Source organism: Streptomyces sp. NBC_01408 (assembly GCF_026340255.1).
Classification (GTDB): domain Bacteria; phylum Actinomycetota; class Actinomycetes; order Streptomycetales; family Streptomycetaceae; genus Streptomyces.
Genome location: NZ_JAPEPJ010000001.1, coordinates 3323135 through 3341369, shown reverse-complemented (window position 1 = coordinate 3341369; position 18235 = coordinate 3323135). Strand labels below are relative to the sequence as shown.

Below are 18235 nucleotides of genomic sequence, written 5' to 3'. Positions count from 1 at the left end.
TCGCTTATCCCGCCCTCACCCTGGGGGGTGCCGTTCGGAGTGTCCGGGGCGTGTGCAAGGCCCGAACGGCCCATCAGACGGGCCTCGGAAGCATCCTGGCGATGCTGTCCGAACCGATGTTGACATGGGGTCGGACGGAGTAGCATCCGCGCATCGAGAGCGTGATTCACGGCCACGTGGAGGAACGAAATGCGGGCGACTGCGCGGGTTCTGGTCTACAGCGACGACTCGAGCACCCGGGAGCAGGTGCGGCTGGCGGCCGGTCGCAGGCCGGCCGCGGACCTGCCGCCGGTGGAGTTCCTGGAGTGCGCGACCCTTCCGGCGGTCCTGTCCGAGCTGGACGCGGGCGGCATCGACGTGTGCGTGCTGGACGGCGAGGCGGTTCCTGCCGGGGGCATGGGGGTGTGCCGGCAGCTCAAGGACGAGATCTTCCGCTGCCCGCCGGTGCTGCTGCTGATGGGGCGCCCCCAGGACGCCTGGCTGGCCACGTGGAGCCGCGCGGACGCGGCCGTCACCCTTCCGGTGGATCCTGTGGAGTTCGCGGAGGCCCTGGCGGGCCTTCTGCGGGCCCGGCTGTCCCTGGACGCCTGACAGGCCTCCCTGCGGCCTCAGGGCACTCCTGAGGCCGTACGGGGCCCCGGACTAGACGGTGGGGCGCAGGCGGGCCTGGTCGACGGTGCTGCGGCCCTCCTGAGTGCCCTTCAGCAGGGCGCTGCCTTCGCGCCAGTCCTTCCAGTCCATGTTCCAGTCGCCGAAGCCGTTGCCGAAGATGTCCATGTCGTCGCCGATACTGTTGATCACCTGGACGATGTCGCCCTCGGTGATGTTCTCGTAGAACCAGGCGGCGTTGCCGGTGCTCATGCCCGTGCAGCCGTGGCTGACGTTGGCGTAGCCGTGCGAGTCGATGGACCACGGCGCGGCGTGGACGTATTCACCACTCCAGGTGACACGGGTGGCCCAGTAGACGGGCAGGTTGTAGTACTCGCTGCCGCCGATGCCCACGGTGTCGCCGCGCATCTGCACGTAGTACTGCTTCCCGAGCACCACCTTGATTCCGTTGCGGGTGGAGAAGCCGGGCTTTCCGGTGGTCACCGGAATGGAACTGATCACTTCTCCGTTGCGCCGGAACGTGAGCCAGTGCGAGGAGGCGTCGGTGGTGACCTCGACCCGGTCCCCGATCTCCAGCTTCAACGGCTTGGCGGCGGCTCCGCGGAGCTCGTCGGTGATCTTGATGCCTTCGAGGTTGCTCCGTACGGAGATCTCGGTGTTGGCGGGCCAGTAGTCCTTGGGGCGGTAGTGGAGCGTCTTGTCGTCCACCCAGTGCCAGGCGCCCACGACCCCGGGAGGGGTGTCGACGATCAGGCCCCGCTCCACGATCGCGCGGGCGGCCTTGTCCTTGACGGGCTCGTTGAGGTCGGCGGTGAGGGGCTGTCCGACGCCGTACTTGCCCTCCTCCGGGCCGAACTCGACCTGGAGGACCCCTTTGGAGGGGGTCGTGTCGAAGGTGAGCGTGCGCTGCCCCGGAGCGCCCCGCTCGTCCTCGGTGCTCACGGTGACCGTGTAGCGGACCCCGGAGGCCATCGGGGTGGTGCTGTGCCAGCGGTCGCCCTTGGCGGTGAGTTCGCCCGCCAGGCGGCGTCCGTGGGTGTCCACGACGCTCACGTCGGTGATCCGGCCCTCGCCGCTCTTGGCGGTGACTTCGAGGGGGCGGTTGGGGTCCACGGGGCGGCTGCCCGCGGCCTGGTTGAAGGCGACCTGATCGCCCGCGTCGTACGGGCGGGCGGACAGCGGGTTGTCGCCGGACCCGCATGCGGTGGCGCCGGCCCCGAGGGACGCGACCAGCAGGGAGCAGCTGAGTACCGTCCAAAGACGCGGTGTGTGCTTCATGGGGCCAACGCTATGAAGGTATGACAAATACGGCGCGCGGGATGACTGCAAACGAGGGGCCCGGACTCCTCCGAAGAGGTGTCCGGGCCCCAAGTGGTGCGCGACGCGGCCGCGCGAGCGGTGCTACTGGTTCTGGTTCTCACCGCGGTAGTACTCGTACACCCAGCCCCACAGGCCGATCAGGATGACCGGGGCGGAGAAGTACATGAGCCACCAGCCGAAGACGACTCCCATGAAGGCGAGCGCGCCACCGATGGCCAGCGAGAGCGGCTGCCAGCTGTGCGGGGAGAAGAACCCCAGCTCGCCCGCCTCGTCGGCGACGTCGGCCTCCAGGTTGTCCTGGGCCATCTCGTCCACGCGCTTGGCCGTGAAGGCCAGGTAGTAGCCGATCATGACCGTCAGACCGAAGGTCAGGAACAGCGCGGTGGTGCCTACGGGCTCCTTCGACCACACGCCGTACACGACGGCCATGATCAGAACGAAGAAGGAGAGCCAGAGGAACATCTTGCCCTGGATCTTCACTTGCCGGCCTCCTTGCCACCGGTGACGGCCTTGGCACCGGCACCGTGGTCCTCGAGGTGGTCGAGGGCCGCGATCTCCGGGTGGTGCAGGTCGAACGCCGGGGATTCGGAACGGATCCGCGGCAGGGTGAGGAAGTTGTGCCGCGGCGGCGGGCAGGAAGTCGCCCACTCCAGCGAACGGCCGTAGCCCCACGGGTCGTCGACCTCGATCTTCTTGCCGTACTTCGCCGTCTTCCAGACGTTGTACATGAACGGAAGCATCGACAGGCCGAGCAGGAACGAGCTGATCGTCGAGATCGTGTTCAGCAGCGTGAAGCCGTCGGCGGCGAGGTAGTCCGCGTAACGACGCGGCATGCCCTCCGCACCCAGCCAGTGCTGCACCAGGAAGGTGCCGTGGAAGCCGACGAACAGCGTCCAGAACGTGATCTTGCCGAGGCGCTCGTCCAGCATCCTGCCCGTGAACTTCGGCCACCAGAAGTGGAATCCGGAGAACATCGCGAACACCACGGTGCCGAAGATGACGTAGTGGAAGTGCGCGACGACGAAGTACGAGTCGGAGACGTGGAAGTCCATCGGGGGCGAGGCCAGGATGACGCCGGTCAGACCACCGAAGGTGAAGGTGATCAGGAAGCCGACGGCCCAGAGCATCGGTGTCTCGAAGGACAGTGAGCCCTTCCACATGGTGCCGATCCAGTTGAAGAACTTCACACCGGTCGGTACCGCGATCAGGAAGGTCATGAAGGAGAAGAACGGCAGCAGCACACCGCCGGTGACGTACATGTGGTGGGCCCACACGGTCACCGAGAGGCCGGCGATCGCGATCGTCGCACCGATCAGACCGATGTAACCGAACATCGGCTTGCGGGAGAAGACCGGGATCACTTCGGAAATGATTCCGAAGAACGGCAGGGCGATGATGTACACCTCTGGGTGTCCGAAGAACCAGAAGAGGTGCTGCCACAGCAAGGCGCCACCGTTGGCCGAGTCGAACACGTGCGCACCGAACTTGCGGTCGGCCTCCAGCGCGAAGAGCGCGGCGGCCAGCACCGGGAAGGCGAGCAGGACCAGGACACCGGTCAGCAGCACGTTCCAGGTGAAGATCGGCATGCGGAACATCGTCATGCCGGGCGCGCGCATGCAGATGATCGTGGTGATGAAGTTGACCGAGCCGAGGATCGTGCCGAAGCCGGAGAAGGCCAGACCCATGATCCACATGTCGGCGCCGATGCCCGGCGAGCGGACCGCGTCCGACAGCGGGGAGTAGGCGAACCAGCCGAAGTCGGCGGCGCCGTTCGGCGTGGCGAAGCCGGCCACCGCGATGGTGGAGCCGAAGAGGTACAGCCAGTACGCGAACATGTTCAGCCGCGGGAACGCCACGTCGGGCGCACCGATCTGCAGCGGCATGATCCAGTTCGCGAATCCGGCGAACAGCGGCGTCGCGAACATCAGCAGCATGATCGTGCCGTGCATCGTGAACGCCTGGTTGAACTGTTCGTTCGACATGATCTGCGTACCCGGACGGGCCAGCTCGGCGCGCATGAAGAGCGCCATGATCCCGCCGATGATGAAGAACACGAACGACGTGACCAGGTACATCGTGCCGATGGTCTTGTGGTCGGTAGTGGTCATCCACTTCACGACGACATTGCCCGGCTGCTTGCGCCGTACCGGCAGCTCGTTCTCGTACGAGTCAGCTGCGGCGGCACCCTGAGGTTCGTTGAGGATGCTCACAGTTTGTTCGTCTCCGCATTCCGGGCCGGGTCGGTCTGCTTGATGCCCGCCGGCAGGAAGCCGGTCTGCCCCTTCTCGGCCAGCTCCTTCAGGTACTCCTGGTACTTCTCGGGCGAGACGACCTTGACGTTGAAGAGCATCCGGGAGTGGTCGACGCCGCAGAGCTCGGCGCACTTGCCCATGAAGGTGCCCTCCTGGGAAGGGGTGACCTCGAAGACATTGGTGTGGCCCGGGATGACGTCCTGCTTGAAGAGGAACGGGACCACCCAGAAGGAGTGGATGACGTCGTTCGACGACAGGATGAAGCGGACCTTCTCACCCAGGGGGAGGACCAGCGTCGGCCCCGGGTTGCCCGTCTGCGGGTTGCGGTCTCCGGGGACGCCCTTCTCGTAGACGCCCTCGGCGCCGGCGGGGAAGGCCTTGGAGAAGCGGTCCGGGATAGCGTTGAGCTCCTTGGGGACCTCACCCGCCTTCGGGGTCGCCGCATCCCCGTCAACGTTTTCGATGTAGTTGAAGCCCCAGCTCCACTGGAAGCCGATCACGTTGATCGTGTGCGCCGGCTTCGAGAGGGCGAGCAGCTTCGACTCGTCACGTGCGGTGAAGTAGAAGAGCACCGAGACGATGATGAGCGGAACCACGGTGTACAGCGCCTCGATGGGCATGTTGTACCGGGTCTGCGGCGGAACCTGCACCTTCGTCCGGCTGCGCCGGTGGAAGATGACGCTCCAGATGATCAGACCCCACACCAGGATGCCCGTGATGAGCGCGGCTGCCCAGGATCCCTGCCAAAGGGAAAGGATGCGCGGCGCCTCCTCGGTTACCGGAGTCGGCATTCCGAGGCGGGGAAAGTCTTGCCATGTATACGAGCAACCAGTGGCGGTCGCCAGGACCACGCCCGCAGTCAGCGCCTGCAGCAGCTTCCGCCGCATCGGGCGCCGCGGCGAGCGGTCGGAGCCGTAGGGACTCACGTAGCGCCTTCCCGAGAGTCTCGGCCCGCGCGGCCGGCCGCGGCCGTGTTCGGGTCGGTCGCCGGCCCTGACGCAGGCAGGGGTTTGGATGTTTATGCGGACCAAACCCTACTGGACGCTATTTGGGGTCGCGCGGGGAGGGTGCCCAACGCGCCGCTACTGCCCCCGAAGGGATGGATCCGCCGTCCGGGGGACGGTGCGATCGGCCCTGACCGGCCCGTTCCGGAAGGCATCTGACGGCCCCTGACCTCGGACGGCGGCGGGCTGCGGCGGATGAGTGAGTCCGGGGTGGCGTCGTCCGCCCGTAGGGCGGGCGGGGAGGGGCCAGGCGCGTGCGGCTGCAAGGCGGAGGAGGGAGTCGACGCGGAGCGTCGGCGACCGACGACAACGCCGCAGACGGGCGTGCCTGGCCCCTCCCCGCAGGCGCCACCCCGGACTCACTCGTCTAGCGTGACGGAATGCCGTACTTCGACACCGCGTCCGCCGCCCCCCTGCACCCCGTGGCCCGGCAGGCGTTGCAGGCCTCCCTGGACGAGGGCTGGGCCGACCCGGCCCGGCTGTACCGGGAGGGAAGGCGCGCCCGGCTGCTGCTGGACGCGGCCCGGGAGGCGGCCGCGGAAGCGGTGGGCTGTCGCGCCGACGAGCTCGTGTTCACTCCTTCGGGGACGCACGCGGTTCACACGGGCCTTGCCGGGGTCCTCGCCGGGCGCCGGCGCGTCGGCGGCCATCTGGTCGTATCGGCGGTCGAACACAGTTCTGTACTGCACGCGGCGGACGCGCACGAGCGAACCGGCGGCACCGTCACCCAGGTGCCGGTGGACCGGTACGGCGCGGTGGACCCCGCCGGGTACGCCGACGCCCTCGGCGCGCGGACCGCCCTGGCCTGCCTCCAGTCGGCCAACCACGAGGTGGGCACCGTCCAGCCGGTGGCGGAGGTCGCCGAGGCCTGCGGGGCGGCCGGGGTGCCGCTGTTGGTGGACGCGGCGCAGTCGCTGGGCTGGGGTCCGGTGGAGGGCGCCTGGTCCGTCCTCGCCGCGAGCGCCCACAAGTGGGGCGGCCCGCCCGGGGTCGGGCTGCTCGCGGTCCGCAAGGGGGTCCGGTTCTCGTCCCAAGGCCCGGCGGACGAACGGGAGTCGGGGCGCTCCCCCGGCTTCGCGAACCTCCCCGCGATCGTGGCGGCGGCGGCCTCGCTGCGGGCCGTACGGGCCGAGGCCGACGCGGAGGCCGCCCGGCTGCGGGTCCTGGTGGACCGGATCCGGCGGCGGGTGGTCCGGCTGGTCCCGGACGTGGAGGTGGTCGGCGCGCCGGACCGCCGCCTGCCCCACCTGGTCACCTTCTCCTGCCTGTACGTCGACGGGGAGAGCCTGCTGCACGAGCTGGACCGGGCCGGCTTCTCGGTCTCCTCCGGCTCCTCCTGTACGAGCTCCACGCTGACCCCCAGTCACGTGCTGCGGGCGATGGGGGTGCTGTCGGAGGGGAACGTACGGGTGTCCCTGCCGCCGGGGACCACGGCGGAGGAGGTCAACGCGTTCCTGGAGGTGCTTCCGGGTGCGGTGGCGGGCGTACGGGAGAAGCTCGGCGTGAGCGAGGCCCCGGCGGCGCCGCCGGAGGCCGACTCCCTGGAGCTCGACGCACTCGGCCTGCTGTGCCCCCAGCCGGTGATCGAGCTGGCCCGCGCCATCGGCCGGGTCCCGGTGGGCGGCACCGTGACGGTCGTCTCCGACGACGAGGTGGCCCGGCTGGACATCCCGGCGTGGTGCGCGATGCGGGGGCACGAGTACGTGGGCGAATCGCCCCGCCCTGTGGGCGTGGCGTACCTGGTCCGCCGCCTCGTCTGATCCCGGCTCCGCCGGGCACCGGGCTCCGCCCGGACCCGCGCCTCAAAACGCCGGCGGGGCTGGATGTTTCAGCCTCGCCGGCGCTTGAGGCGCGAGGTCTGGGGCGGAGCCCCAGCAGCGGCGCCGCACCCAGGCCCTGCGGCCCGCCGCTAGGCGGACAGGTGGGACTTGACCTCCGCCGCGGCCTCTTCGCCGTAGGCCTTGGTGAAGCGCTCCATGAAGTGGGCACGGGCCAGGGTGTACTCCTGAGTGCCCAGCGTCTCGATGACCAGCGTGGCGAGCATGCAGCCGAGCTGCGCCGCGCGCTCCAGGCCGACGCCCCAGCCGAGCCCGGTGAGGAACCCGGCGCGGAAGGCGTCGCCGACGCCGGTCGGGTCGACCTTCGCGGTCTCCTCGGGGCAGCCGACGACGATCGGGGCTTCGCCGACCCGCTCGATCTTCACGCCGTTCGAGCCGAGGGTGGTGACGCGGGTGCCGACCTTGGCGAGGATCTCCTCGTCCGTCCAGCCCGACTTCGACTCGATGAGGCCCTTCTCGTACTCGTTCGAGAAGAGGAAGGTCGCGCCCTCCATGAGGGTGCGGATGTTCTCGCCGTCCATCCGGGCGATCTGCTGGGAGAAGTCCGCGGCGAAGGGGATCCCGCGCGTGCGGCACTCCTCCGTGTGGCGGAGCATCGCCTCGGGGTCGTCCGCGCCGATCAGGACGAGGTCGAGGCCGCCCACCCGGTCGGCGACGGACTTCAGCTCGATCAGGCGGGCCTCGCTCATCGCGCCCGTGTAGAAGGAGCCGATCTGGTTGTGGTCGGCGTCCGTGGTGCACACGAAGCGCGCGGTGTGCAGCACCTCGGAGATGCGCACCGACTCGGTGTCGACCCCGTGCCGGTCCAGCCAGGCACGGTACTCGTCGAAGTCGGAGCCGGCCGCGCCGACCAGGATCGGGCGGCTGCCCAGCTGCCCCATGCCGAAGCAGATGTTCGGGCCGACGCCGCCCCGCCGGACGTCGAGGTTGTCGACGAGGAAGGAGAGGGAGACCGTGTGCAGCTGGTCCGCGACCAGCTGGTCGGCGAAACGGCCGGGGAAGGTCATCAGGTGGTCAGTGGCGATGGAGCCGGTGACTGCGATACGCACGGCGTGGATGCTCCTGCGAAGGACGGCAAGGGGACAGTCAAAACTACCCGGTCGGCAGCGTTGATCCGACCGTACGAAACTACCCCGTAGTAGGTCTTTCTTCACGTACCCCGGGATGTCTACGGTTCGGACATGACCTTCACCGATGGCTTCGGTCACACCGAGTACACCGCCGACGCGCGTGCCACGGAAGTCTCCCTCCGGCCAGGCCTGGCCGAGCTGCTGGGCGACTGCGCCCGGATGGCCCCGCACTGGGCGGTCCCGGCGGGCCCCCGGCCGGCTCGGGTGGCGCCCTCCCAGATCCACGGGATCCGTGTCCCGCCCGCCTCGGCCCGGCTGATCGCCGCCACCGCCGAGTACGGGGACCAGTAGGGGAAGCGAGGGGGCCGGGCCCCCGGGGAACCGGTTTCGCGTCTGCTCCGTCCCACCCGCATCAGGTACGAGGGAACGGGCGAAGGAGCGATGCGGTGACCAGCGAAGAACCCGACACATCACGCGGCACACGACGGCGGCCCGCCTGGGCCATCGGCTCGATCGCGGCCGCCGTGCTGTTCGCGGGCGGCGGGACGGCGTACTGGGCGTCCACGGCCCACGGCGACGCCGCCGGGGGCGGCCGTACGGGCGACACCGCGGCCTCCGCGCCCCGTGCGGCGGGCGACCCCTCGGGACCGGGCATCGCGCCCGGGGAGCCCGACCCGTCCGGGGGCGGGGTGGTCTACCGGGCCGAGGTCGAACTGCCGGAGGCACCGGCCACCGCGCCCACGTTCACCGCGACCGGCGAGGTCACCTCGGCGGAGGTGGCCCGGCTCGCCGCGGCGCTCGGGATCCCCGGCGCGCCGCGGCTGACCGGCGACGTCTGGCTGGCCGGGGAGGCCGCCGACGGCTCCGGGCCCCGGCTCACGGTGACCCGTAAGGCTCCGGCCACCTGGAACTTCACCCGCTTCCAGGCGGGCGGCGGCGCGGGCGACGACTGCGTGCGCGGGAAGGACACCTGCGGTCCGGCCACCCTCCCCCGGGACGCCGGGGACGCGGGCACGGACATCGGCGCGCCCGGCGGCAAGCCGGTGTCCGAGGAGGCCGCCAAGGCGGCCGCGGCGCCGGTACTGGCCGCCGCCGGGCTGGAGGGCCCGCGGCTGGACGCCCGGCTGACCCAGGGCGCGGTGCGGGTGGTGACCGCGGACCCGGTGGTCGGCGGGCTGCCCACCCAGGGCTGGTCCACCAAGGTGAGCGTGGACGCGGGAGCCCAGGTGGTGGCCGGCAGCGGTGAGCTGAAGGCGCCCGAGCGGACCGGCGAGCAGCGGGTGGTGGGCGCCGTGGAGGCGCTGGCCCGGCTGAACTCCGCGTCGGGCGGCTCGGACGGCACCGGTCCGGGTCCGAGCGGCTGCGCGACCTCGGTCCCGCTGGACCCGCAGACCCCGCCCGGGGCCACGGACACGCTGCCGTGCAATCCGGAGCCGCGCCCGATGAAGCCCCCGCGCACGGAGACGGTGAAGGGCGCCGTGCTCGGGCTGGTGCCCGGGACGGTGAGCGGGGCGCGGGGCCTGGTTCCGGCCTGGCTCTTCGAGGTGGCGGGCAAGGACGGCGGACCGGGCCGTACGGTGGCCCAGCCGGCCGCGGCCGAGGAGTCGCCGGCCCCGGTCCCGCCGCAGGACGGGCGGACCGTGCCCGGGTTCTCGTACAAGGAGGCGGACCGGAAGCTGACCGTGAACTTCTGGGGCAGCGTGTGCTCCACGTACGCCCTGGAGGCGCGGGAGCAGGCCGAGTCGGTCCTGGTGAAGATCGTCGACACTCCGAACCAGCCGGGCCAGGCCTGCATCATGCTCGCGCAGGAGATGTCGCTGACGGCGACGCTCCAGCAGCCGCTGGGCGACCGGAAGGTGCTGGACGCGACGACGGGCAAGCCGCTGGCGCGGCAGTAGCCCCGGGCATGCGGGAGGGCCCGCCTGCCGGTCGGATGCGACCGGGGGCGGGCCCTTCTGCGTGGGGACTCGGCAGGACTAGCTGAACGAGTCGCCGCAGGCGCAGGAACCCGTGGCGTTCGGGTTGTCGATCGTGAAGCCCTGCTTCTCGATCGTGTCGACGAAGTCGATGGACGCGCCGTGGAGGTACGGGGAGCTCATCCGGTCGGTGACAACCTTCACACCGTCGAAGTCCTTCACGACGTCGCCGTCGAGGGAACGCTCGTCGAAGAAGAGCTGGTAGCGCAGGCCGGAGCAGCCACCGGGCTGGACGGCGACGCGCAGGGCGAGGTCTTCACGGCCCTCCTGCTCAAGCAGGGTCCTGACCTTGCCGGCGGCGGCGTCGGACAGGAGGATGCCGTCGCTCACAGTGGTCTTGTCGTCCTGTACGGACATCTGCATTCACTCCCGAAGTGGGCGGCTCCCCGCCGGAGACAGGGAAACGTCGGACTCTTGCCGTCGGTGGCAACGAGCGGGGCCGCGGTTTCATTCCGGTCCCGACGCTTGTTTCAGATATTCATGCTCGCACATCGCGCGAGGGGGTGGCCCGGACCGGGCGACAGCTAATGCGTCACATTGACACTATCGGCATCGTCAAACTGACGTGAAGCGGTTATGATAGATAGCGTCAAATAGACGAGAAGTCGAAGCGCCGTTGTCTTCAGAAGTCCCTTGTCGCAGAACAGAAAGGGTGCGTGTCGTGACCACCGCCCAGCCCTTGGACGTCCAGCCGACGCCCCTCGCCCTGCTGCTGCTCGGCCGCGAGGCCGACCCCAAGAGCGAGCGCGGGGTGGAATGCCCCGGCGACCTGCCCTCGCCGTCGGACCCGAACCTGGTGGAGCGCGCCCGCGCGGCCAAGGAGAAGCTCGGGGACAAGGTCTTCATCCTCGGCCACCACTACCAGCGTGACGAGGTCATCGAGTTCGCCGACGTCACCGGTGACTCCTTCAAGCTGGCCAAGGACGCGGCCGCCAAGCCGGAGGCCGAGTACATCGTCTTCTGCGGCGTCCACTTCATGGCCGAGTCCGCGGACATCCTGACCTCGGACGACCAGAGGGTGGTCCTGCCCGACCTGGCCGCCGGCTGCTCGATGGCCGACATGGCCACCGCCGAGCAGGTCGCGGAGTGCTGGGACGTGCTGACCGAGGCCGGCATAGCCGACCGCACGGTCCCCGTCTCGTACATGAACTCCTCCGCCGACATCAAGGCCTTCACCGGCAAGCACGGCGGCACGATCTGCACGTCCTCCAACGCGAAGAAGGCCCTGGAGTGGGCCTTCGAGCAGGGGGAGAAGGTGCTCTTCCTCCCGGACCAGCACCTGGGCCGCAACACCGCCGTCCGCGACATGGGCATGTCCCTGGACGACTGCGTGCTGTACAACCCGCACAAGCCGAACGGCGGCCTGACCGCCGAGCAGCTGCGGGACGCCAAGATGATCCTGTGGCGGGGCCACTGCTCGGTGCACGGCCGGTTCTCGGTCGACTCGGTCAACGACGTGCGCGCCCGCATCCCCGGGGTGAACGTCCTGGTCCACCCCGAGTGCAAGCACGAGGTCGTGGCGGCCGCGGACTACGTCGGCTCGACGGAGTACATCATCAAGGCGCTGGAGGCGGCTCCGGCCGGCTCCAAGTGGGCCATCGGCACCGAGCTGAACCTGGTCCGCCGGCTGGCGAACCGTTTCGCCGCCGAGGACAAGGAGGTCGTCTTCCTCGACAAGACGGTCTGCTTCTGCTCGACCATGAACCGCATCGACCTCCCCCACCTGGTGTGGACCCTGGAGTCCCTGGCCGAGGGCAACCTCGTCAACCAGATCCGGGTCGACAAGGAGACGGAGAGCTTCGCCAAGCTCGCCCTGGAACGCATGCTGGCGCTGCCGTAGCCCGTGGCCGTACCTGACCGAAGGGCCGCCCCCCGGTACGAGGGGCGGCCCTTCGGCTGGTACGCGACGGGTGGGGGTCAGACCCTGGCCGGGGTCTCCTCGTCGGCCGTCGGCGTCGGGACCACCGTCAGGCGGGCCGTCTTCTTCGCGCGGCGGCGGTCCTTGCGGAGTTCGACCATCGTGTAGAGGGTCGGCACCAGGAGCAGGGTCAGCAGCGTCGAGCTGACCAGGCCGCCGATCACGACCACCGCGAGCGGCTGCGAGATGAACCCGCCCTCGCCGGTGACGCCCAGCGCCATCGGGAGCAGGGCGAAGATCGTCGCCAGGGCCGTCATCAGGATCGGGCGGAGCCGGTGCCGGCCGCCCTCGATGACCGCCTCGACGACGCCCAGACCCCGCGCCCGGTACTGGTTGACCAGGTCGATCAGCACGATCGCGTTGGTCACCACGATGCCGATGAGCATCAGCATGCCGATCATCGCCGGGACGCCCATCGGGGTGCCGGTCGCGATGAGCAGGCCCAGTGCGCCGGTCGCCGCGAACGGGATCGAGACCAGCAGGATCAGCGGCTGCACCAGCGAGCGGAACGTCGCGACCAGCAGCATGAACACGATCGCGATGGCCGCGAGCATGGCCAGGCCCAGCGAGGCGAAGGCCTCGTCCTGGTCCTCGGAGACACCGCCGATGGAGGCCGTGGCCCCCTCGGGCAGGTCCATGGCCTTGAGCTTCGTCTGGAGCGCGGTGCTGACCGCGCCGGTGTTGTCGCCGAGCGGCTTCGCGGTGACGGTGGCGGCGCGGGCGCCGTCGATCCGGGTCATCGCGACCGGGCCGGGGACCACCTTGACCTCGGCGATGTCGCCGAGCTTCAGCGGGCCGACCGGGAGGGCCTGGAGTTCGGCCAGGGTGGTGGCCGGCTGCGCGGACTTGATGACGATGTCGCGCTCGGTGTCGTCCAGTACGGCCTTGCCCGCCGGAGTGCCCCGTACCGCCTGGGCGACGATCGCACCGAGCGCGGTCTGGTCCAGGCCCGCTTCGGCGGTCCTGGGGGTGGCCGTGACCGAGATCCGGGGCACGGACTGGGACAGGTCGCTCTGGACGTCGGTGACGTCCTTCAGCTCGGCGACCTCGGCACGGACCTGCTCGGCGGCCTTGGCGAGGACCTCGCCGTCACCGGCCTTGACGACCACGCTGAGGTTCTGGCTGCCGAAGCCGTCACCCGCCACGATCTTGGTCTCGCCGATGCCGTCGAGCCCGGCGAGCGCGCCCTCGATGTCCTTCTTCACGGCGTCCGCGTCGCCCGCGTCATCGAGCGAGACCTGGTACGAGGCCTGGTTGGATCCCGTACCGCCGCCGAAGGCCGCGAGGAAGCCGGAGGAGCCGACGGTGACCTGGTAGCTCTTGACGCCGTCGATCCCGGCGAGCGCCTTCTCCACCTTGCGGCTCGCCTCGTCGGAGGCGGCCAGCGAGGTGCCCGGGGCCAGCTCCTGCTTGACCGTCAGGACGTCCTGCTCCCCCTGGTCGAAGAAGTTGGTCTTCAGCAGCGGGGTCATCCCGAAGGTGCCGACGAGGACGACGACGGCGATGGCCACACTGGTCAGGCGGCGCCGGGTGGCGAAGCCCAGGACCCGGACGTAGAAGCTCTGGAGGCGGCTGCGCGCCTCCTTCTCCTCGGCGTCGCGGCGGGCCTTCGCGATGCTCTCGGCGTCTCCCGCCGTCACACCCTTCGGGGCCCGCAGGAACCAGTACGACAGCACCGGCACGACCGTCAGCGAGACGAGCAGCGAGGCCAGCAGGGCCGCGGTGACGGTGAGCGAGAAGGAGCCGAACAGTTCGCCGATCATGCCGCCGACGAGACCGATCGGCAGGAAGACGGCGACGGTGGTGAGTGTGGAGGAGGTGACCGCGCCGGCCACCTCCTTGACCGCCGTGATGATGGCGGACTCGCGCTCCTCCCCGTAGCCGAGGTGGCGCTTGATGTTCTCCAGGACCACGATCGAGTCGTCGACGACGCGGCCGATGGCGATGGTGAGCGCGCCCAGCGTCAGCATGTTGAGGGACAGGTCGCGGGTCCACAGCACGATCAGCGCGAGGACGACGGACAGCGGGATGGACACCGCCGTGACCAGCGTCGAGCGCAGCGAGCCGAGGAAGACCAGGATCACGATCACCGCGAAGAGCAGGCCGAGCAGGCCCTCGGTGGTGAGACTGGAGATGGACTTGGCGACGGCCGGGCCCTGGTCGCTGACCACGGTCAGCTCGGCGCCGGCGCCGAGCGTGGAACGCAGCTCGGGCAGCTTGTCCTTGACCTCGTCCGAGATGGCGACGGCGCTGCCGTCCTTGTCCATCGTCAGGACGAGCGCGAGGCTGGGCTTGCCGTTGGTCCGGGTGATGGAGACGGGCTTGGCGGCCTCCTGCTTGACGGCGGCCACGTCGCCGAGCCGGACCGCGCCCTTGCCGGGGCCGGGGGTCAGCCGCAGGTCCTCCACCTGGGCGAGGGAGGTGTAACCGGCGCCGACGCGCACGCTCCGGTTCTTGCCCTCCTCGTCGAAGGCTCCGGCGGGTACGGTCGCGCCGCCCGCCTGGAGGCCCCGGGCGAGGGCGGCCCCGTCGAGGCCCGCCGCCGCCAGCTTGGCGTCATCGGGGGTGACGGTGACCTGGAGCTCCTGGACCCCGTCGACGGTGACCTGGCCGACGCCGTCGATGTCCGACAGGACGGGGACGACGGAGCGCTCCAGCTGGTCGGCGAGGGCCTGCTGGTCCTTGTCGGAGGTGACGGCGAGGATGACGGTCGGGATGTCGTCGGTGGAACCGGCCACCACCTGCGGGTCCACGTCGGCGGGCAGCCGGACGCGGGCCCGGTTGACGGCCTGCTGGACGTCGGCGACGAGCTGCTTGGTGCCGCTGTCGCCGTAGTCGAAGGTGGCCATGATGAGGGCGTTGCCCTCGCTGGCGGTGGAGGTGATGCCGGTGAGGCCGTCGACGCCCTTGAGGGTGGCCTCGATCGGCTCGACGACCTGCTTCTCCACCACGTCGGGTGAGGCGCCCTGGTACGGCGCGAGCACGGACACCATGGGCAGTTCGATGGACGGCAGCAACTGCTGCTTGAGCTGCGGGACGGCTATGGCACCGAAGAGGAGCGCGACGATCGACACGAGGCCGATCAGCGCTCTCTGGGCAAGGCTGAAGCGGGACAGCCACGACATGGGCGGGGATCTCTCTGCAGTGACGTATACGCGGCCGTGCCGTCGGCACGCACCAGGGAACTCCCACCCTGTCCGACGGCACGGGCGTACTGCGTCGCTCGCAGGTCCCGTCCTTATGTGCGGCATACCGCGTCCGCAGTACGCCTTTCTACTGCGCTTTCGGCTCCGCGCCCGCCGCCCGGCGGTGGCCGGCTATTCCGCGCGGGGCCGGACCAGTCCCGATTCGTAGGCAATGACCACCAATTGGGCCCGGTCGCGGGCGCCGAGCTTGGCCATGGCCCGGTTCACGTGGGTCTTGACGGTGAGCGGGCTGACCTCCAGGCGTCCGGCGATCCCGTCGTTGGACAGTCCGGCCGCCACGTGGACGAGGACCTCGCGCTCCCGGACGGTCAGCGCGGCGAGCCGCTGCGCGTGCGCTCCGGGCGAGCCGCCGGAGGGGTCCGGGCCGGCTCCGCCGCCCTGGGCGAGGAAGGTGGCGATGAGCCCTTTGGTGGCGGCCGGGGAGAGCAGTGCCTCTCCGGCGGCGGCGACGCGGATGGCGTTGAGCAGCTCCTCCGGTTCGGCGCCCTTGCCGAGGAAGCCGGAGGCGCCGGCCCGCAGGGCCGCGGCGACGTACTCGTCGACCTCGAAGGTCGTCAGCATCACCACGCGCACGGCGGCCAGTTCCGGGTCCGCGCTGATCATGCGGGTGGCGGCGAGCCCGTCGGTGCCGGGCATCCGGATGTCCATGAGCACGACGTCCGCGCGCGTGCGCCGCGCGAGTTCGAAGGCCTCGGCCCCGTCGCAGGCCTCCCCCACGACCTCCATGTCGGGCTCGGAGTCGACGAGCACCTTGAAGGCGCTGCGCAGCAGGGCCTGGTCGTCGGCGAGCAGCACCCTGATGGGCGCGCCGGGCTCGGGGGCGGTCGGGTCGGCCTGGTCCGTCGGGGTCTGGTCCACGTGAGGAGCGTACGCGGGCCCGCGCCGCCGGGGTCAGCCCAGGGCGAGGACGACCAGGGCGGTGGTCGCCGACACCTCGGCCAGGGCCCCGAAGACGTCTCCGGTGACCCCGCCGAAGCGGCGGACGCAGCGGCGCAGCAGCAGTTCCGCGGCGAGCAGCCCCGCCAGGACCGCGGCGGCGTGCAGGCCCGCGGCGGGCAGGCCCAGCGGGAGGGCGGCGGTGGCGGCGAGCGCCACGACCAGCACGGTCACGGAGGTGGCCACCCGGAGCGGGACCACGCCCGCGACCGCCGCGCCGAGCCCTTCGGGGCGGGCCGGCGGGACGCCCGCGCGGGAGGCCAGGGTCATGGCGAGGCGGGCGGTGACGGCGGCGGTGACGGCGGCGAGGCCGCCGCGCACCCAGCTGTCCGCGAACGCGTCGGACAGCGCGGCCACCTGCACGATCAGGGCGAGCACCAGGGTGACGACGCCGAAGGGGCCGATGTCCGACTGCTTCATGATGCGCAGCGCCGCCTCGGCCGGTTTGGCGCTGCCCAGCCCGTCGGCGGTGTCGGCGAGTCCGTCCAGGTGCAGTCCGCGGGTCAGCGCGGCGGGTACGGCGACGGTGACGGCCGCGGCGAGCAGCGGGCTCCCGCCGCACACCAGCAGGAGCGCTCCGGGTACGGCCGCGAGCAGGCCCACGACCAGCCCGACGAGTGCGGCGCAGGCCATTCCGGTTCGGGCGGCGGGGCGGTCCCAGCGGGTGATGCGGGCGGGCAGCACGCTCAGGGTGCCGAACGCGAAGCGGACCCCGTCGCGCAGCGGGGCGCCTTCCGGGGGCGGCGGCGGGGGACCTTCGAACGAATCTTTCATCGGCGCGAACGCTACCCGCTTACAGTGGGCGGTAAGTTGCCCATTACGGTCCAAATGGGCAGCCGCCGCGGAGAGGGTCGGTGCGATGGGTCACTGGTGGTACCGCAACATCCTCGAACCCGGAAAGCTGCCCCTGCTGCTCGCCCTGCTCTCCTTCGTGCTCTCGTTCCTGATCACCCGGGTGATCACCCGCATGATCCGCGCCGGGAAGGGTCCGTTCAAGAACGTCACTCCGGGCGGGCTGCACGTCCACCACGTGGTGCCGGGCGTGATCCTGGTGGTCATCGGCGGGTTCGGCTCGGTGGGCAGCGGCCCGCACACTTTCGCCGCGCTGGTCTCGGCCGTGATCTTCGGGCTGGGCGCGGGCCTGGTGCTGGACGAGTTCGCGCTGATCCTGCACCTCGACGACGTCTACTGGAGCGAGCAGGGGCGCAAGAGCGTGGAGATCGTGGTGCTGACGGCCGCGGTGGTCGCGCTGGTGCTGGGCGGCTTCCTGCCCTTCGGGGTCAACGAGCTGACCGCCGACGAACGCCAGAGCCGCGGGCTGGTCGTGATGAACACCGCCACCAACTTCTTCCTCGCCCTGATCGCCCTGTGGAAGGGCAAAGCGCGCACGGCGGTGTTCGGCACGGTCATCCCCTTCGTGGCCCTGATCGGTGCGATCCGCCTGGCCCGGCCCGGGTCCCCGTACGCGAAGCGGTTCTACGCGAAACGCCCGCACGCCCGGGCCAGGGCCGGGCTGCGCGCCTTCCACCACGACCGGCGCTGGGCGGCACCGCGCCGCAAGTTCGAGAACTTCATCGGCGGCACCCCCGACCCGACCCGGGCCGTACTGGGGAGCGGGGACGCCGGCGGGGGCGGCGGGGACGCGGAACCGCCCGCGAAGCCGCCGCACTGACGCGAGGGCGGGCACGGGCGGTCACGGTGGGCACCGGCCGGCACGGGGCGGGCACGGGCGCTGAGAACGCCGACGGGCCCGCTCCGGGAAGGGAGCGGGCCCGTCGTGCTGTCGGTGTGCCGGGGTGTCCTGCGGAGCGGCGGCGCGCTCAGCCCGGGATCAGCCCGTCGTCGTTGAGCATGCCCTTGACCTCGTCGAGCGTCGCACCCGGTTCGGGCAGGATCAGCTCGGACGGCTCCAGCGCCTCGTCGGGAAGGGGTTCGCCGAGCCGCCGTACGGCATCGAGCAGCGCGCCCAGCGTGCGCCGGAAGCCCTCCTCGTCGCCGCTTTCCATCTCCGCGAGCAGCTCGTCGTCCAGCTTGTTCAGCTCGGCGAGGTGCTCGTCGCCGAGCCTCACCTGGCCTTCCCCCATGATGCGGACAATCATGACGGAC

At 70.7% G+C, this 18235-nt stretch carries 16 protein-coding genes; 6 read left to right on the top strand and 10 right to left on the bottom strand.

The window, feature by feature from the left end:
- Window positions 1–189: 189 nt before the first annotated feature.
- On the top strand, window positions 190–591 hold the full coding sequence (locus OG447_RS15195) for a hypothetical protein (protein ID WP_266937026.1): 402 nt from the start codon (window positions 190–192) through the stop codon (window positions 589–591).
- A 51-nt stretch (window positions 592–642) separates the two neighbouring features.
- On the opposite strand, the gene OG447_RS15190 is transcribed toward OG447_RS15195, so the two are convergent.
- The 4 genes from OG447_RS15190 to coxB all read right to left on the bottom strand — a co-directional run bounded on the left by OG447_RS15190 (window position 643) and on the right by coxB (window position 5107).
- Window positions 643–1887 (bottom strand): Ig-like domain-containing protein, encoded by a 1245-nt coding sequence (locus tag OG447_RS15190; protein WP_266937025.1) that lies wholly within the window; start codon window positions 1885–1887, stop codon window positions 643–645.
- Between the two features lie 123 nt (window positions 1888–2010).
- Window positions 2011–2409, bottom strand: coding sequence for a cytochrome c oxidase subunit 4 (locus tag OG447_RS15185; protein ID WP_266937024.1), 399 nt, complete (start codon window positions 2407–2409; stop codon window positions 2011–2013).
- Entirely contained in the window at window positions 2406–4139 is a 1734-nt protein-coding gene (gene ctaD / locus OG447_RS15180) for a cytochrome c oxidase subunit I (protein WP_266937023.1), read from the bottom strand. The genes OG447_RS15185 and ctaD overlap by 4 nt, the downstream gene beginning before the upstream one ends.
- A complete protein-coding gene (coxB, locus tag OG447_RS15175; RefSeq protein WP_266937022.1) occupies window positions 4136–5107 on the bottom strand; it encodes a cytochrome c oxidase subunit II in 972 nt (323 codons plus the stop codon). Before coxB ends, ctaD begins: the two co-directional genes overlap by 4 nt.
- 458 nt (window positions 5108–5565) lie before the next feature.
- Between coxB and OG447_RS15170 the strand changes: the two genes are divergently transcribed.
- Complete coding sequence (locus tag OG447_RS15170; protein ID WP_266937021.1) at window positions 5566–6945, top strand: cysteine desulfurase/sulfurtransferase TusA family protein; 1380 nt, start codon at window positions 5566–5568, stop codon at window positions 6943–6945.
- A gap of 149 nt (window positions 6946–7094) precedes the next feature.
- On the opposite strand, the gene OG447_RS15165 is transcribed toward OG447_RS15170, so the two are convergent.
- The gene (locus OG447_RS15165) at window positions 7095–8072 is read right to left on the bottom strand and encodes a carbohydrate kinase family protein (protein ID WP_266937020.1); all 978 of its coding nucleotides are present in this window, start codon (window positions 8070–8072) and stop codon (window positions 7095–7097) included.
- A gap of 132 nt (window positions 8073–8204) precedes the next feature.
- Here OG447_RS15165 and OG447_RS15160 point away from each other — a divergent pair, with 132 nt between their 5' ends.
- Window positions 8205–8444 carry a hypothetical protein gene (locus OG447_RS15160; protein ID WP_266937019.1) on the top strand — a complete coding sequence of 80 codons (240 nt, stop codon included), beginning with the start codon at window positions 8205–8207 and terminating at the stop codon, window positions 8442–8444.
- Window positions 8445–8539: 95 nt separating this feature from the next.
- Entirely contained in the window at window positions 8540–9991 is a 1452-nt protein-coding gene (locus OG447_RS15155; RefSeq protein ID WP_266937018.1) for a hypothetical protein, read from the top strand.
- Between the two features lie 78 nt (window positions 9992–10069).
- Here the strand turns inward: OG447_RS15155 and OG447_RS15150 are convergent, their stop codons facing one another.
- Window positions 10070–10426 (bottom strand): iron-sulfur cluster assembly accessory protein, encoded by a 357-nt coding sequence (locus OG447_RS15150; RefSeq protein ID WP_266937017.1) that lies wholly within the window; start codon window positions 10424–10426, stop codon window positions 10070–10072.
- 295 nt (window positions 10427–10721) lie between these two features.
- Between OG447_RS15150 and nadA the strand changes: the two genes are divergently transcribed.
- Window positions 10722–11909 (top strand): quinolinate synthase NadA, encoded by a 1188-nt coding sequence (gene nadA / locus OG447_RS15145; RefSeq protein WP_266937016.1) that lies wholly within the window; start codon window positions 10722–10724, stop codon window positions 11907–11909.
- Window positions 11910–11986: 77 nt separating this feature from the next.
- Here the strand turns inward: nadA and OG447_RS15140 are convergent, their stop codons facing one another.
- From OG447_RS15140 to OG447_RS15130, 3 genes are all read right to left on the bottom strand, one after another.
- On the bottom strand, window positions 11987–15112 hold the full coding sequence (locus OG447_RS15140; RefSeq protein WP_266937015.1) for an efflux RND transporter permease subunit: 3126 nt from the start codon (window positions 15110–15112) through the stop codon (window positions 11987–11989).
- Between the two features lie 192 nt (window positions 15113–15304).
- Complete coding sequence (locus OG447_RS15135; RefSeq protein WP_266937014.1) at window positions 15305–16051, bottom strand: response regulator transcription factor; 747 nt, start codon at window positions 16049–16051, stop codon at window positions 15305–15307.
- Window positions 16052–16084: 33 nt separating this feature from the next.
- Window positions 16085–16903, bottom strand: a complete 819-nt coding sequence (locus OG447_RS15130; protein ID WP_266937013.1) for an adenosylcobinamide-GDP ribazoletransferase — start codon at window positions 16901–16903, stop codon at window positions 16085–16087.
- An 85-nt stretch (window positions 16904–16988) separates the two neighbouring features.
- On the opposite strand from OG447_RS15130, the gene OG447_RS15125 reads away from it, so the two are divergent.
- Window positions 16989–17801: a hypothetical protein gene (locus OG447_RS15125; RefSeq protein WP_266937012.1), complete on the top strand. Its 813-nt coding sequence runs from the start codon at window positions 16989–16991 to the stop codon at window positions 17799–17801.
- 148 nt (window positions 17802–17949) lie between these two features.
- On the opposite strand, the gene OG447_RS15120 is transcribed toward OG447_RS15125, so the two are convergent.
- The gene (locus OG447_RS15120; protein WP_266937011.1) at window positions 17950–18228 is read right to left on the bottom strand and encodes a hypothetical protein; all 279 of its coding nucleotides are present in this window, start codon (window positions 18226–18228) and stop codon (window positions 17950–17952) included.
- Between the last annotated feature and the right edge of the window lie 7 nt (window positions 18229–18235).

Coding starts and splice junctions, on each gene's coding strand:
- OG447_RS15130 (WP_266937013.1), bottom strand. CDS start 16,903: ATGAAAGATTCGTTCGAAGGTCCCCCGCCGCCGCCCCCGGAAGGCGCC.
- OG447_RS15140 (WP_266937015.1), bottom strand. CDS start 15,112: ATGTCGTGGCTGTCCCGCTTCAGCCTTGCCCAGAGAGCGCTGATCGGC.
- OG447_RS15190 (WP_266937025.1), bottom strand. CDS start 1,887: ATGAAGCACACACCGCGTCTTTGGACGGTACTCAGCTGCTCCCTGCTG.
- OG447_RS15160 (WP_266937019.1), top strand. CDS start 8,205: ATGACCTTCACCGATGGCTTCGGTCACACCGAGTACACCGCCGACGCG.
- OG447_RS15125 (WP_266937012.1), top strand. CDS start 16,989: ATGGGTCACTGGTGGTACCGCAACATCCTCGAACCCGGAAAGCTGCCC.
- OG447_RS15170 (WP_266937021.1), top strand. CDS start 5,566: ATGCCGTACTTCGACACCGCGTCCGCCGCCCCCCTGCACCCCGTGGCC.
- OG447_RS15120 (WP_266937011.1), bottom strand. CDS start 18,228: ATGATTGTCCGCATCATGGGGGAAGGCCAGGTGAGGCTCGGCGACGAG.
- OG447_RS15150 (WP_266937017.1), bottom strand. CDS start 10,426: ATGTCCGTACAGGACGACAAGACCACTGTGAGCGACGGCATCCTCCTG.
- OG447_RS15195 (WP_266937026.1), top strand. CDS start 190: ATGCGGGCGACTGCGCGGGTTCTGGTCTACAGCGACGACTCGAGCACC.